Source organism: Geodermatophilus sp. SYSU D00696 (assembly GCF_054050235.1).
Genome location: NZ_JBJGYY010000002.1, coordinates 182221 through 196584, shown reverse-complemented (window position 1 = coordinate 196584; position 14364 = coordinate 182221). Strand labels below are relative to the sequence as shown.

15 protein-coding genes are annotated in these 14364 nt (G+C 75.7%); 8 read left to right on the top strand and 7 right to left on the bottom strand.

Going from position 1 to position 14364, the window contains the following annotated elements:
• Window positions 1-5: 5 nt before the first annotated feature.
• Entirely contained in the window at window positions 6-806 is an 801-nt protein-coding gene (locus tag ACI79O_RS02625) for an oxidoreductase (protein ID WP_456890043.1), read from the bottom strand.
• A 64-nt stretch (window positions 807-870) separates the two neighbouring features.
• Between ACI79O_RS02625 and ACI79O_RS02620 the strand changes: the two genes are divergently transcribed.
• The 3 genes from ACI79O_RS02620 to ACI79O_RS02610 are packed head-to-tail and all read left to right on the top strand — an operon-like array spanning window position 871 to window position 2743.
• A complete protein-coding gene (locus ACI79O_RS02620) occupies window positions 871-1431 on the top strand; it encodes a histidine phosphatase family protein (RefSeq protein WP_456890042.1) in 561 nt (186 codons plus the stop codon).
• Entirely contained in the window at window positions 1431-1952 is a 522-nt protein-coding gene (cobU, locus tag ACI79O_RS02615) for a bifunctional adenosylcobinamide kinase/adenosylcobinamide-phosphate guanylyltransferase (protein WP_456890039.1), read from the top strand. Before ACI79O_RS02620 ends, cobU begins: the two co-directional genes overlap by 1 nt.
• A complete protein-coding gene (locus ACI79O_RS02610; RefSeq protein WP_456913292.1) occupies window positions 1949-2743 on the top strand; it encodes an adenosylcobinamide-GDP ribazoletransferase in 795 nt (264 codons plus the stop codon). The genes cobU and ACI79O_RS02610 overlap by 4 nt, the downstream gene beginning before the upstream one ends.
• 64 nt (window positions 2744-2807) lie before the next feature.
• Here the strand turns inward: ACI79O_RS02610 and ACI79O_RS02605 are convergent, their stop codons facing one another.
• From ACI79O_RS02605 to ACI79O_RS02595, 3 genes are all read right to left on the bottom strand, one after another.
• A complete protein-coding gene (locus ACI79O_RS02605; RefSeq protein WP_456890035.1) occupies window positions 2808-3062 on the bottom strand; it encodes a hypothetical protein in 255 nt (84 codons plus the stop codon).
• Window positions 3063-3166: 104 nt separating this feature from the next.
• A complete protein-coding gene (gene cobN / locus ACI79O_RS02600; RefSeq protein WP_456913291.1) occupies window positions 3167-6796 on the bottom strand; it encodes a cobaltochelatase subunit CobN in 3630 nt (1209 codons plus the stop codon).
• Between the two features lie 11 nt (window positions 6797-6807).
• Window positions 6808-7206 (bottom strand): YunG family protein, encoded by a 399-nt coding sequence (locus ACI79O_RS02595; RefSeq protein WP_456913290.1) that lies wholly within the window; start codon window positions 7204-7206, stop codon window positions 6808-6810.
• 135 nt (window positions 7207-7341) lie between these two features.
• Between ACI79O_RS02595 and ACI79O_RS02590 the strand changes: the two genes are divergently transcribed.
• Window positions 7342-7779: a universal stress protein gene (locus ACI79O_RS02590; RefSeq protein ID WP_456913289.1), complete on the top strand. Its 438-nt coding sequence runs from the start codon at window positions 7342-7344 to the stop codon at window positions 7777-7779.
• A complete protein-coding gene (locus ACI79O_RS02585) occupies window positions 7779-9281 on the top strand; it encodes an alanine/glycine:cation symporter family protein (RefSeq protein WP_456875176.1) in 1503 nt (500 codons plus the stop codon). Before ACI79O_RS02590 ends, ACI79O_RS02585 begins: the two co-directional genes overlap by 1 nt.
• Window positions 9282-9347: 66 nt before the next feature.
• On the opposite strand, the gene ACI79O_RS02580 is transcribed toward ACI79O_RS02585, so the two are convergent.
• On the bottom strand, window positions 9348-9977 hold the full coding sequence (locus tag ACI79O_RS02580) for a TetR/AcrR family transcriptional regulator (RefSeq protein ID WP_456913288.1): 630 nt from the start codon (window positions 9975-9977) through the stop codon (window positions 9348-9350).
• A gap of 58 nt (window positions 9978-10035) precedes the next feature.
• Between ACI79O_RS02580 and ACI79O_RS02575 the strand changes: the two genes are divergently transcribed.
• Both ACI79O_RS02575 and ACI79O_RS02570 read left to right on the top strand, forming a co-directional pair.
• A complete protein-coding gene (locus ACI79O_RS02575; protein ID WP_456890023.1) occupies window positions 10036-10740 on the top strand; it encodes a hemerythrin domain-containing protein in 705 nt (234 codons plus the stop codon).
• A complete protein-coding gene (locus ACI79O_RS02570) occupies window positions 10737-11228 on the top strand; it encodes a nitroreductase family deazaflavin-dependent oxidoreductase (protein ID WP_456913287.1) in 492 nt (163 codons plus the stop codon). Before ACI79O_RS02575 ends, ACI79O_RS02570 begins: the two co-directional genes overlap by 4 nt.
• On the opposite strand, the gene ACI79O_RS02565 is transcribed toward ACI79O_RS02570, so the two are convergent.
• Entirely contained in the window at window positions 11180-13045 is a 1866-nt protein-coding gene (locus ACI79O_RS02565; RefSeq protein WP_456913345.1) for an ABC transporter ATP-binding protein, read from the bottom strand. The two genes, ACI79O_RS02570 and ACI79O_RS02565, sit on opposite strands and share 49 nt — an antisense overlap.
• A 78-nt stretch (window positions 13046-13123) precedes the next feature.
• Window positions 13124-13453, bottom strand: coding sequence for a tetratricopeptide repeat protein (locus ACI79O_RS02560; protein WP_456890019.1), 330 nt, complete (start codon window positions 13451-13453; stop codon window positions 13124-13126).
• A 151-nt stretch (window positions 13454-13604) separates the two neighbouring features.
• Between ACI79O_RS02560 and ACI79O_RS02555 the strand changes: the two genes are divergently transcribed.
• Complete coding sequence (locus ACI79O_RS02555) at window positions 13605-14330, top strand: DUF4383 domain-containing protein (RefSeq protein WP_456890017.1); 726 nt, start codon at window positions 13605-13607, stop codon at window positions 14328-14330.
• Window positions 14331-14364 lie beyond the last annotated feature (34 nt).

Genomic DNA, 14364 nt, shown 5'->3' with positions numbered 1-14364 from the left:
CGAGCTCAGCCGCGCAGGATGGCCTCGGCGATGGCCAGGCCCTCGCGGGCGCCGAGCTCGGTGGCCCGGCAGCAGTGCACCAGCCAGGCGGCCACGCCCTCGGGGGCGCCGGAGCCGTAACCGGTCAGCCGCTCGCGGTAGGCCTCGACCCCGAGCTCCAGGAACCCGACCTCGGGGACCGACACCGCCTTCGGGTCCAGGCCCCGCCCGATGACGGTCAGCCGGCCGGCCGCGCGGGCGACCACGCCGTCGGCGGTGCCGAAGGGCGCCAGCGCGGCGAGCTCGCCGTGCACCAGCCCGGCGACGAGCACCGCCGGCACGGTCGAGGTGCCGGTGACGACTTGGAACAGCCCGCCCAGGCGCGGGCCGGCGTGCGGCGCGGGACGGCCGAGGTCGCCGCGGTCGACGAGATCGGCGGCGGCGAGGACGTGCAGCCGGGCGAGCACCTGACCCGGCGCCCTCGACCACGTGTCGACCATGGCGCCCAGCCCGACCGAGACGCGCAGCGACCCCTGGACGACCGGGTCCTCGACCGAGCCCGCGCGCAGGTCGGCCAGCGCGACGTCGACCCCGTCGAGCGCGGCCGACGCGCGGGCGCCCCGCAGCGCCGACTCGGTGCTGACCTCCGCCGACCGGTTGCGCATGAGTCGGTGGGCCAGCAGCCGGTCGATGCCGCCACGCGCGGACTCGGCGGCCTCGCGGACGCCGGGCAGGTCGAGCAGCGGGGTGAGCGGGTCGGGGCCGGCGGGCCGGGCCGCGGCCCGCGGAGCAGTGCGGCCGGCACCGGGACGGACGGGGATGGTCACGCCCCGACGGTACGAGCACCGGCGCGGGCGGCCGCGGTGGCCTGTCCTACGCTCGGCGACCACCATGGCCCGCCCGCTCACCCTCCTCCTCGTCCGGCACGGCCAGAGCGAGTGGAACGCCGCGGGGCTGATGCAGGGCCAGACCGCGCACGTGCCGCTCACCGCGCTCGGGCACGAGCAGGCCGCCTCCGCCGCCCGCGAGCTGGGCCGGCTGCGCCCCGGCGCGATGCTGTCGAGCGACCTGCGCCGCGCGGTGCAGACCGCCGAGCACTGCGCCCGCGCCACCGGGCTGCCGTTCACGACCACCCCGGCGCTGCGCGAGCAGGGGTACGGCGTCCTGGAGGGGCGGCCGTCGCGGGAGCTGTGGGACGTCGTCGACTGGACCGATCCGCACTGGTCGGCCGAGGGCGGCGAGAGCCTGGCCGAGCTGCACGCCCGGGTCGCGGGCCTCCTGGCGGAGCTGGCCGCGCGGCCCCCGGCCGACGTGGTCGCGCTGGTCACCCACGGCGACACGATCCGGGCGGCGCAGGCGGTGGCCGCCGGGCTCGGTCCGGCCGCGATGCCGGCGGTGACCCCGCACAACGGCACGGTGACCCGGCTGGAGCTCGCGGCGGCGGCCGTCTGATGGCGCGGGTGCTGGTGCTCGGCGGCTCGCGGTCGGGCAAGTCGGCGCACGCCGAGTCGCTGGTGGCCGGGCGCGCCGACGTCGTCTACCTGGCCACCTCGGCACCGGCGCCGGACGACGCCGAGTGGACCCGCCGGGTCGCGGCCCACCGCGCCCGCCGGCCGGCCGGTTGGACGACGCTGGAGACCACCGCGCCCAGCGACCTGCTGCGCGGCGGCACGGTGCTCGTCGACAGCGTGACCACGTGGGTGGCCGCGCTGATGGACGAGACCGGGGTGTGGGCCGAGGAGCCCGGCGCGCTCGACCGGCTGGCCGGGCGGGTCGACGCCCTGGTCAACGCGTGGGCGATGACGCCGGCGCACGTGGTGGCGGTCAGCGACGAGGTGGGCCTGGGCGTGGTGCCCGAGTCCCGCGCGGGCCGGCTGTTCCGCGACACCCTCGGCGAGGTCAACCAGCGGCTGGCCGGCACCGCCGACGAGGTGTGGTTCGTCGTCGCCGGGCTGCCGCAGCGGCTGCGGTGAGCAGGCGGGGGACGGAGGGGCGGCGCGCGTGGTGGGCCGGTCCGCTGGAGTCGGTCGCGCTGCTCACCGTGGTCCGGGTGCCCGCCGCCGGGACGACGTCGACCCGCGGGGTGCTGCCGTGGGCGCCGCTGGTCGGGCTGGCCCTGGGTGGGGTGGCGGCCGGTGTCGGCGTGCTCGGCGCCCGGCTGGTGTCCCCGGCGGCCGGGGCGGTGCTGGCGCTGGCGGTGCTGGCCTGGCTCACGCGGGCGCTGCACCTCGACGGGCTGGCCGACACCGCTGACGGCCTCGGTCCGCTGCGTGGCCGGGAGCGGGCGCTGCAGGTCATGCACCGCGGCGACGTCGGCCCGTTCGGCGTGGTGACCCTCGTCCTGGTGCTGCTGCTCCAGGCGGCGGCAGCAGCGGCCCTGCTGGCCGACGGCGGCGGCTGGACCGCGCTGTGGACGGCGGTGGTCGTGGCCCGGCTGGCGATGGCCCGGACCGGGCTCGCGCGCGTCCGGGTCGCGGAGGGCTCGGCGCTCGGCCGGGCGGTGGCCGGGACGGTGTCGGCGCCGTGGCTGGCCGGGTGGGTCGTCCTCGTGCTGGCCGGCGCCGCGGCGGCGGGGTGGGCCACGGCGGGCCCCGCGGCCGCGGCGGCGCTCACCGGCGCCGCAGTGGCAGGGCTGGTCGCGGCCGAGCTCGTCCGCGCCCGCGCGACGGCGCGCCTCGGCGGCGTCACCGGGGACGTGATGGGGGCGATGGGCGAGGCGGCGGCGACCGTCGTGCTGCTGGTCGCCGCCGCCTCGGTGCCCTAGCTGCTGGAACGGCCCCGCTGCAGGGGCCCGCCGCGAGCGAGCGGCGGGGCAGCGGGGTCCCTCCTCAGCGGCGGCGGGTCAGCGAGCCGAGCAGGCGGCCCAGCCCGCCGGAGGCCGCGGTGGTCGGTGCGCCACGCCCGTAGCGACGGGTCGGGGTGCCGCTCGCCATCCGCGTGCGGCCCATGCCGCGGCCGGTCGCCATGCCCCGGCCGGCCATCCCCCGTCCGGTGGTGGCGCGGCCGGCGGCGGCTCGGCCTCCGGCCGCCCCGCGGCGAGCCGTGGTCTCAGCAGTGCCCAGGAGTCGGTTCAGGATGCCCATGCGGCATGGGGTACCCCTTCATCCACCGCGTGAACCTGGACCTCGGCCCTCCTGCAGGGGCCCGCCGCGAGCGTGCGAGCGGTGGGGGGCCGGGGGGTCCTTCCTCAGGCGGTCGCGCCCGACCGGTCCGGGGTCTCGCCGCCCTCCAGGTCGCCCTCGGTGTCGAGGTAGGCCTGCCGCAGCCCGGCCAGCAGCGCCGGGTCCGGCTCGGCCCACATCCCCCGGTCGACCGCCTCGAGCAGCCGCTCGGCGATGCCGTGCAGCGCCCAGGGGTTCGACCGCTCCATGAACTCGCGGTTCTCCGGGTCGAGCACGTAGGTCTCGGTGAGCTTCTCGTACATCCAGTCGGCCACGACGCCGGTCGTGGCGTCGTAGCCGAACAGGTAGTCGACGGTCGCGGCCAGCTCGAACGCGCCCTTGTAGCCGTGCCGGCGCATCGCGGCCAGCCACCGCGGGTTGACCACCCGCGCCCGGAACACCCGCGAGGTCTCCTCGGTCAGCGACCGGGTGCGTACCTGCTCGGGCCGGGTCGAGTCACCGACGTAGGCCCGTGGCGCCGCGCCGGTCAGCGCCCGGACGGTGGCCACCATCCCGCCGTGGTACTGGAAGTAGTCGTCGGAGTCGGCGATGTCGTGCTCGCGGGTGTCGACGTTCTTCGCCGCCACCGCGATCCGCCGGTACGCCGCCTCCATGTCCGGGCGGGCCTGCACGCCGTCGAGGTCGCGGCCGTAGGCGTAGCCGCCCCACACCGCGTACACCTCGGCGAGGTCGGCGTCGCCGCGCCAGTCCCGCGAGTCGATCAGCGACAGCAGCCCGGCCCCGTAGGCGCCGGGCTTGGACCCGAACACCCGGGTGGTCGCCCGCCGCCGGTCCCCGTGCCCGGCGACGTCGGCGTCGACGTGGGCCCGCACGAAGTTCTCCGACGCGGGCTCGTCGAGCGCGGCCACCAGGGTCACCGCGTCGTCGAGCATGGTCACCACGTGCGGGAAGGCGTCCCGGAAGAAGCCGGAGATCCGCACCGTGACGTCGATCCGCGGCCGGCCCAGCTCCGCCGGCGGCACCGGCTCCAGCGAGGTCACCCGCCGCGAGGCGTCGTCCCACACCGGCCGCACGCCCAGCAGCGCGAGCACCTCGGCGACGTCGTCGCCGGAGGTCCGCATCGCGGAGGTCCCCCACACCGACAGGCCCACCGACCGCGGCCACTCCCCCGTGTCGGCCCGGTAGCGCTCCAGCAGCGAGTCGGCCATCGCCTGCCCGGTCTCCCACGCCAGCCGCGACGGGATCGCCCGCGGGTCGACGGAGTAGAAGTTGCGCCCGGTCGGCAGCACGTTGACCAGCCCGCGCAGCGGCGAGCCCGACGGTCCGGCCGGCACGTAGCCGCCGTCGAGGGCGTGCAGCGTGGCGTCGAGCTCGTCGGTGGTGCGCTCCAGCCGCGGCACCACCTCGTCGACGGCGAACCGCAGCACGTCGGCGACGGCGTCGTCCTCCCGCCCGAGCACCTCCCGCACGACCGGGCCGACGGCGCCGGTCGTCCAGCCGGCGTCCTCCATGCCGGAGACCAGCGCGGCCGCCTGCGACTCGACGAGGTCGGTCGCCCTCAGGCCCGCCGACCCGTCCTCGGCCAGGCCCAGCGCCTCGCGCAGCCCCGGGAGCGCGACCGAGCCGCCCCAGATCTGGCGGGCCCGCAGCACCGCCAGCACCAGGTCCACCCGGTCCTGACCCGACGGCGGGACGCCGAGCACGTGCAGGCCGTCGCGGATCTGGGAGTCCTTGATCTCGCAGAGCCAGCCGTCGACGTGCAGGATCATCTCGTCGAAGTGGTCGTCGTCGGGCCGGTCGGCCAGCCCGAGGTCGTGGTCGAGCTTCGCCGCCTGCAGCAGCGTCCAGATCTGCGCGCGCACCGCCGGCAGCTTGGCCGGGTCCATCGCCGCCACGTTGGCGTGCTCGTCGAGCAGCTGCTCGAGCCGCGCGATGTCGCCGTAGGTGTCCGCGCGCGCCATCGGCGGCACCATGTGGTCGACCAGCGTGGCGTGCGCCCGGCGCTTGGCCTGCGAGCCCTCGCCCGGGTCGTTGACCAGGAACGGGTAGACCAGCGGCAGGTCGCCGATCGCCGCGTCGGGCCCGCACGAGGCCGACAGCCCCACCGTCTTGCCCGGCAGCCACTCCAGGTTGCCGTGCTTGCCGACGTGCACCAGCGCGTGCGCGCCGAACACCGACCGCAGCCACCAGTAGGCGGCCAGGTAGTGGTGCGAGGGCGGCAGGTCGGGGTCGTGGTAGATCGCGATCGGGTTCTCCCCGAAGCCGCGCGGCGGCTGCACCATCACCACGACGTTGCCGGCCCGCAGTGCGGCGAAGACGATGGCGGGGCCGTCGGGTCCGGAGTCGTCCACGAACAGCGACCCGGGCGGCTCGCCCCAGTGCCGCACCACCGCGTCCCTCAGGTCGGCCGGCAGCGTCTCGAAGAAGCGCCGGTACTCGGCGGCCGGGATGCGCACCGGGTTGCCCGACAGCTGCTCCTCGGTCAGCCAGTCGGCGTCCTGCCCGCCGGCGGCGATGAGCGCGTGCACCAGCGCGTCGCCGTCGAGGTCGGCCACGCCGGGCAGCGCGCCGGGCCCGTCGAACGGGCCGATGTCGTAGCCGGCGCCGTGCATGGCGGCCAGCAGCCGCACCACCGACGCCGGGGTGTCCAGGCCGACGGCGTTGCCGATCCGCGCGTGCTTGGTCGGGTAGGCGCTCAGCATCACCACGATCCGGCGGTCCCGGGGCGCCACCGACCGCAGCCGGGCGTGCGCCACAGCCGTCCCCGCCACGCGGGCCGCGCGCTCTGGGTCCGCGACGTAGCGCGTGAGGCCGTCGTCGTCGGTCTCCTTGAAGGAGAACGGCACGCTGACCAGCCGGCCGTCGAACTCGGGGATCGCGACCTGGTTGCCGACGTCGAGCGGCGAGAGGCCGTCGTCGTCGGCCAGCCAGTCGGCCCGCGAGCGGGTCAGGCAGAGACCCTGGACCACCGGCACGTCGAGCGCGGCCAGCCGGCCGACGTCCCAGGCGCCGTCGTCCTCGCCGGCCGACGCGGTGGCCGGCCGGGAGCCGCCGGCGGCGAGCACCGTGACGACCAGCGCGTCGGCGGTGCGGAGCACCTCGAGCAGGTCGTCGGGGACGCTGCGCAGCGAGCTGACGAACACCGGCAGCGCCTGCCCGCCGGCGTCCTCGACCGCCGTGCAGAGCGCCTCGACGAACGCGGTGTTCCCGGCCAGGTGGTGGGCCCGGTAGTAGAGGACGGCGACCCGCGGGCCGTCGGAGGTGCGCGCGGCGCGTTCCAGCACGCCCCAGTCCGGCGCCACCGACGGCGGCTCGAATCCCTCGCCGGTGAGCAGCACCGTGTCGGAGAGGAAGCGGTGCAGCTGCACGAGGTTGTCCGGACCGCCCTGCGCGAGGTAGCCGTGCGCCTCGGTGGCCACGCCCATCGGGACGGTGGACAGCTCCATCAGCTCGGCGTCGGGCACCTGCTCCCCGCCGAGGACGACGACCGGCGCCGGCCCGGCCAGCAGCGGCGCGAGCATCTCCTCGTACTGCCGCCGCACGCCGAGGATGCGGACGACGACGAGCGCGGCGCCCTCGGTCAGCGCCGCGATGCCGTCGCCACCGAGGCGGACCGGGTTGCCCGGGCGCCAGTCGGCGCCGCTGGCGCGGGCGGAGAGCAGGTCGGTGTCGCTCGTGGAGAGCAGGACGAACACGCGGTCAGACGCTACCCGGGAGCCCTCGCTCGGCCGCCGAGCCTGCCGAGCACCGCCGCGCGCAGCCGCAGGTACTGGTCGCGGTTGCGGCGGGGCAGCCCCGGAGGGCGGACGACGACCCGCGGCTCCTGGACGACCTCGGTGGGCGCGAACTGCCCGCGGGTGAGGTCGACCTCGCGGCCGTCGGGCAGCCGGTTCCACCAGTGCACCCCCTGCCGCGACCCGTCGGGCAGCAGCACCTCGGCCAGCAGCAGGTCCCCGCCGAGCAGGTCGTGCAGGACCAGCGCGGTGGCGCCGCACTGGCCGCGGGCCGGGTTCTGCGGGGACCAGTCGGCGAGGTCGCTGCCGTCGCAGGTCTCGCGGCACCAGGCGGCGCGGACGGCCGCGACGACATCGTCGGGAACGGACACGGACGGCACCCTGCCCGCCGGCACCGACGGTCCCGGCCGGGCAACGACCGGCCGACGGTCGGGTCGTGGAATGGCCCCGTCCCGCCATCTCCCCTACGGTCGGCCCACATCGACTCCGAGGCCGGGGGTACGCCCGTGTCCGCATCCATCGTCGTGGGTCTGGACGGCAGCGAGGCCAGCAACAGGGCTGCGGACGCGGCCCTGGAGGCCGCGCGCCGCCACTCCCTGCGCCTGGTGCTCGCCTGTGTCGTCCCCTGGTCGCCGTACTCCCTCACGCCGGCGGAGGAGAACGAGCGGCGCCACATCGACAAGGAGCGCGAGGCCGCGGCGGCCCGGGAGAAGGTGCTGCAACCGGTGGTCACACGGCTGTCCGGGGCCGGTGACGTGCCCGTCGAGGGGGTCGTCCGGCACGGCCACCCCGCGGAGACGCTGGTCGCCATCGCCCGGGAGAACGACGCCGCCTGGATCACCGTCGGCCGCGTCGGTCAGAGCCGGGTGCGCACGCTGCTCTTCGGCTCCACGCCCAGTCACCTCATCCAACTCTCCCCCGTACCCGTCCTGGTGGTGCCGTGATGGACGACTCCGCAGTTCTCGCCGCGAGCTTCGACGACCGGGTCAACGACTTCTTCACCCCGATCTCGGACTTCATCTCGGGCATCGTCTTCTACGCCGTCCCGTTGGACTTCCTCGGTGACGGGGTCGAGCTGCCACTGATCGTGGTGTGGCTGGTCGTCGCCGGGATCTTCTTCACGATCTACCTCAGGGGCTTCCAGTTCTGGGCCTTCAAGCAGGCACTCCGACTGGTCCGTGGTGACTACAACGACCCGCGCGACGCCGGCGAGGTGACGCACTTCCAGGCACTGGCCACCGCGGTCTCCGGCACCGTCGGCCTGGGCAACATCGCCGGCGTGGCCGTGGCGATCTCCCTCGGCGGCCCAGGTGCCACCTTCTGGATGGTCATCGCCGGGCTCGTCGGCATGTGCACCAAGGGCGTCGAGTGCACGCTCGGTGTCAAGTACCGGAACGAGTACCCGGACGGACGGGTCTCCGGCGGCCCGATGTACTACCTGAGCAAGGGCCTCAAGGAGAAGAGCCCCCGGCTCGGCACGCTGGGCAAGGTCCTCGCGGTCCTCTTCTGCGTCTTCACCCTCGGCGGGGCCGTCGGCGGCGGCAACATGTTCCAGTCCAACCAGGCGTTCGCCCAGGCCCAGTCGGTGACCGGCGGCGAGGACGGCCCGCTCGGCGGTGGCGCGGCCGGCGCGGTCTTCGGGCTCGTCCTCGCCCTGCTCGTCGGCGCCGTGATCATCGGCGGCATCCGGAGCATCGCCCGGGTCACCGACAAGATCGTCCCGTTCATGGCGGTCTTCTACGTGGTCGCCTGCCTGCTGGTGCTGTTCGCCAACCTCAGCGCGGTGCCCGGCGCGCTGTGGGACATCATCACCCAGGCGTTCAGCCCGGAGGCCGGCTACGGCGGCCTCGTCGGGGTCCTCATCCAGGGCTTCCGTCGCGCGGCGTTCAGCAACGAGGCCGGCCTGGGGTCCGCCGCGATCGCCCACTCCGCGGTCAAGACCAAGGAGCCCGCCACCGAGGGCCACGTCGCCGTCCTCGAGCCCTTCATCGACACCGTCGTCATCTGCACGATGACCGCCCTGGCGATCGTCATCACCGGCACCTACGCCGACGAGTCGAGCGCACCCGGTGTCGAGACGACGTCGGCGGCCTTCGAGACGGTGGCCTCGTGGTTCCCGTTCGTGCTGGCCATCGCGGTGATCCTGTTCGCCTACTCCACGATGCTCGCCTGGAGCTACTACGGCCTGAAGGCGGCGACCTACCTCTTCGGCGAGTCGATGCTGGTCGACCGCACCTGGAAGGTCGTCTTCTGCCTCTTCGTGATCATCGGCGCCGCGTCGACGCTGGACGCGGTGATCGGGTTCTCCGACAGCATGATCTTCGCGATGTCGCTGGCGAACATCGTCGGCCTCTACATCATGGCCGGGGTCGTGAAGCGGGAGCTCTTCGGCTACCGGCGCCGACTGGCCGACGGCGAGATCCGGCCGGTGAGCGAGCGCGCCTGACCGCCTGCGCGCAGCGCACCGCTCGGCCGGCCGCCGGCGACCGTCGGCGTTCCGGCAGGACCGACGTCAGCGCAGCAGCAGCCGGTCGAGGGTGTCGGCCACCCAGTCGGCGAAACGCGCGGCCGGCCAGCCGCACCCCACCATGAGCCGGGACTGCGTCGAGGGCGAGAAGACCGCCCAGGCGACGTCGGTCGCCGCGTCGAGGTCGAGGTCCTCGCGCAGGTCGGGCGCGAAGGCGCCGAGGAGGGCGGCGGTGTCGGCACGCCGCCGGCGCTCGTACTCCTCGTAGGCGGGCCGCACGTCCGGGTCGGCCGCCGCGGCCGCGGCGAAGACGTCCTGCATCGCCCGGGACCCGGGGGCGGCCTCGAGCACCAGCTCCCGCAGCGCCGCGAGCCGGCCGGCGCGGTCCGGCGCGGCGAGCAGCTGCGCGAACGGGCCTAGCTCCCGCACCGCGCGCTCCTCGTCGGAGCCGACCAGCGCCCGGTCCACGCACGCGAGCAGCAGCACCGCCTTGCCGCCCTGCGCGAACACCGTCGGCACCGACACCCCGGCGGCGGCCGCGACGTCGCGCATCGTCGTCGCGGCGTAGCCCTGCTCGACGAAGCAGCGGGTGGCGGCGTCGAGCACCTGCACGCGGGTGCGCCGGGCCTGCTCCTGCCGCAACTGCGAGCGGTAGACCCTCTTGCCCTCGGACACGGTTCCACCCTACCGTTCCTCTATTCGTTTGAGCGTTACTCAGCCGAAAGAGGTCGCCGTGACCACCGCCCCTCCCCACCCCGTCCAGCTCCTCCTGCCCGGCCAGGCCGCCGCACCCGACGGCCCGGTCGACGTGGCCGCGATGTACGTCATGCACCGGGCGTTCCGGCGCGACCTCGACGCCTTCGCCGCGGTCGTCCCGACGGTCGGCGTGGGCGACCGGGCCCGCTGGCGGGCCCTCGCCCGGCGCTTCGGGCTGTTCGCGCGGTTCCTGCACAAGCACCACGCCGGCGAGGACGCCCACCTGTGGCCGCTGCTGCGGGAGCGCGGCGCCGACCCCGTCGTCCTCGACCGGCTCGAGGCCGAGCACGCCGGCATCGACCCGCTGCTGGCCTCCTGCGCGGCCGGGCTGGCGGACCTGGCCGCCGGCCGGGGCGGCGCGGACACCCGGCAGCGGCTGGCCGCCACCCTCGCCCGGACCTGCGACGCCCTGGGCGCCCACCTGGCGCACGAGGAGCGCGACGGGATGGCGCTCGTCCAGCAGCACCTCACCCCCGAGGACTGGGCCCGCCAGGACGCCGCGTTCGCGCGGGAGTACGGCCCCCGCGACACCGTGGCCGCGCTCGGCTGGGTCGTCTCGGCGATCCCGCCGGAGGCCGCGGCCCGGATCCTCGGCGGGCAGCCGGTCCTGTCCGCGCTGGGCCGGCTGCTCGGCCGGCGCGCCGCCCGGGCCGACGCGCGCCTGTTCGGGACCGCCCGGTGACCGCCGCCCTGTCCCGCGGGGACCGGGTCCTGACGGCCGTCTCGCGGCGGCTGGCCGCGGGCCACACCGTGCTGCTGCGGCGCACCGGCGGGCGGGTCGGCAACCGCTTCCGCGGCGGCGACGTCGTGCTGCTCACCTGCCGCGGGCGGGTGTCCGGGCAGGAGCGCTGCACCCCCCTGCTGCACGTGCGCGACGGCGAGGACGTCGTGGTCGCGGCGTCCAACGGCGGGATCGACGCCGAGCCGCAGTGGTGGCTGAACCTGCAGGCCGACCCGCGCGCCGCGGTCGAGGTGCGCGGCCGGCGGTGGCCCGTGGTGGCCACCGAGGTCGAGGAGCCGGAGCGGGCCCGGCTGTGGGCGGCGCTCATGGCCCGGTTCGACGGCTACGACGGCTACCAGGCCCGGGTGTCGCGGCGGATCGCCGTGGTCCGGCTGACGCCTCAGGCGGGGACCGGCTGCCCGAGCGAGGTGCGGTACAGCTCGGCGTAGCGGCCGCCGAGGGCGAGGAGCTCCTCGTGCCGGCCGCGCTCGACCACCCGGCCGCCCTCGAGCACGAGGATGCAGTCGGCCGCGCGCACGGTCGAGAGCCGGTGCGCGATGACGATCGCCGTCCGGCCCTCGAGCGCCTCGTCCAGGGCCTCCTGCACCGCGGCCTCCGACGTCGCGTCGAGGTGCGCGGTGGCCTCGTCGAGCAGCACAACCCGCGGGCGGGCGAGCAGCAGACGGGCGATGGTCAGCCGCTGCCGCTCCCCGCCGGAGAAGCGGTAGCCGCGCTCGCCGACGACGGTGTCCAGGCCGTCGGGCAGCCCGCGCACCAGGTCGGCCAGCCGCGCCCGGGTGAGCACGTCCCACAGCTGCGCGTCGGTGGCACCGGGGTCGGCGAGCAGCAGGTTGTCCCGCAGCGACTCGTGGAACAGGTGGCCGTCCTGCGTGACCAGCCCGACGGTGCGGCGGATCGAGTCGGCGGTCAGGTCGCGCACGTCGACGCCGCCGAGGCGGACGGCGCCGGCGTCGACGTCGTAGAGGCGCGGCAGCAGCGCGGCGATCGTGGACTTGCCCGCACCCGACGAGCCGACGACGGCCAGCACCTCCCCGGGCCGCACGGTGAACGAGACGTCGTGCAGGACGTCGACGCCGCCGCGGCCGTCGAGCCGGGCGACGTCCTCCAGCGAGGCCAGCGAGACCCGGTCGGCCGAGGGATAGGCGAAGGTGACGCCGTCCAGCTCGACCGACACCGGCCCGTCGGGGACCTCGCGGGCGCCGGGCCGCTCGCGGACGAGCGGCACCAGGTCGAGTACCTCGAACACCCGCTCGAAGCTGACCAGGGCCGAGGCGACGTCGACCCGGGCACTGGCCAGCGCGGTCAGCGGCGCGTACAGGCGGGTGAGCAGCAGGGCGAGCGCCACGACGGCGCCGGGCTCGAGCGCCCCGGCCAGCGCGGAGGTGCCGCCCACGCCGTAGACCAGTGCGAGCGCGAGCGCCGACACCAGGGTGAGCGCGCTGACGAACGTCCACTGCACCATCGCCGTCCGCACGCCGACGTCGCGCACCGCCCGCGCCCGGGCGGCGAAGCGGGCCGACTCCGCGTCGGGACGGCCGTAGAGCTTGACCAGCGTGGCGCCGGGCGCGGAGAAGCGCTCCGTCGTCTGCCCGGTCATGGCCGCGTTGGACTCCGCGGCGACCCGGCGCAGGCCGGCCAGCTGGCGGCCGATCCGGCGGGCGGGCAGCAGGAACACCGGCAGCAGGAGCAGCGCCAGCAGCGTCACCTGCCACGACAGCGTCAGCATCGCGGCGAGCGCGAGCAGCAGCGTGACGGTGTTGGTGACGATCCCCGACAGGGTGTCGCTGAAGGCGCGCTGGGCCCCGAGGACGTCGTTGTCGAGCCGGGACACCAGCGCGCCGGTGCGCGTGCGGGTGAAGAAGGCCACCGGCATCTGCTGCACGTGGTCGAACACGGCGGTGCGCAGGTCGAGGATGAGCCCCTCGCCGAGCGTGGCCGACAGCCACCGGCCGAGCAGGCCGAGCGCGGTCCCGGCGAGGGCCACCGCGGCGATGACGACGGCGAGGCGGACGACGGTGCCGGTGCTCCCGCCACCGACGATCTCGTCGACCACCCGGCCGGCCAGCAGGGGCGTGGCGACGGCGAGCACCGCCTCGACGACGCCCACTGAGACGAAGGCGCCGATGCGGGCGCGGTGCGGCCGGGCGTGGGTCAGCACCCGCCGCAGGGTCGCGCGGGAGATCGCCCGCCGGTCGGTGCGGGCCTGCGTGGCCCGCGAGAGCGCCGACCACGCCGTCATCTCCATGCTCACGGCCGGGACGCTAGGACCTCGAGCCGACTCGAGGTCAACGTCCGTGCCGGAACCGCAAGAACGGTCGGTGGGCTACTCGGCGCCGAGCGCGTCGGCCATGCGGTGGTGGGGTGCGGCCTCGTCGCGGCGGCTCTGCCGCTCCAGCGTGCGGGCCAGGGCGCGGCGCGCCCACCCGTTGGCGGGCGCCAGCTCGACCAGCCGGCGCAGCGCGTCCTCCGCCCGCTGCAGCTGGGCCGAGCCGAAGTAGCTGCGCGCCAGGAGCTCCAGCGCGGCCTCGTTGCCCGGCTCGGCCGCCACGAGCGGCTCCAGGACGCGCGCGGCCTCGACCGGCTGCCCCATGGAGAAGAAGAGGTCGGCGCGCAGGTACTCGGAGTGCAGATCGGTCTCGAAGGGCTGGTTCACGTCGACGGAACGACGGCGGGCGGGCCGCTCTTCCCGGACCGCGACACGCCCGGGCGCGCACGGCACGAGGAAGTCCGGAACGAGGTGCATCCGTGCGCCATCGAGTTGGGAACAACCGTTGCCAGCAGTCCTCCGGCTCGAGGAGCACACCATGGCCCTGTCGCTGCACCGCCACCGGACGGCCGGCCGCTCGCCAGCCCCTCCCCGTCGGCAGCCCGATGCCCCGCCCGCGGCGGAGCGCAACCGCGTCTACACCGTGCAGCGCATCGGCGCGTTCGTCGTCGCCGGGGTGATCGCGGTCTTCGGCGTGCTCGGGTTCGCCAACGGGCTGGCCTACTTCTCCACCGACGGCGAGCGCGTCCTCGGCCTGTCGTCGAACGGCCTGCTGTCGACCATCTCGATCGTGACGGCGGTCGTGCTGGTCTTCTCCGCGCTGCGCAGCCCGCGCACCGCCTCGACGGTCATGATCGTCATCGGCGTGCTGTTCCTCGTGTCGGCGCTGGCCAACCTGGCCGTGCTCAACACCGACCTCAACATCCTCGCGTTCGGCATCAGCAACGTGGTCTTCTCCGTCGTCGCCGGCCTGGTGCTGCTGGTGCTCGGCGCCTACGGCCGGGTGAGCGGCAACCTGCCGCCCGACAGCCCCTACGCGCGCGAGCGCGGCGACGAGGTGCCCCCGGTCCCGGCCGACGAGTACCCGTCGACGCCGGCCGAGTTCGCCGCCGAGCGGGCCATGCGCGAGGCCGAGATCGCCGTCGTCCAGCACATCGCCTCCTTCGACCAGCGCCGCCGCGTCGCCGCCATGGCGCAGGTGACCACCCGCAAGGAGCGCCGCGAGGTCTGGATGTCGTTCGACCGCGCCCGCCGGGACGCCTGACGCCGGGTGGTCGTGGCGCCCGCGTCGTACCGTC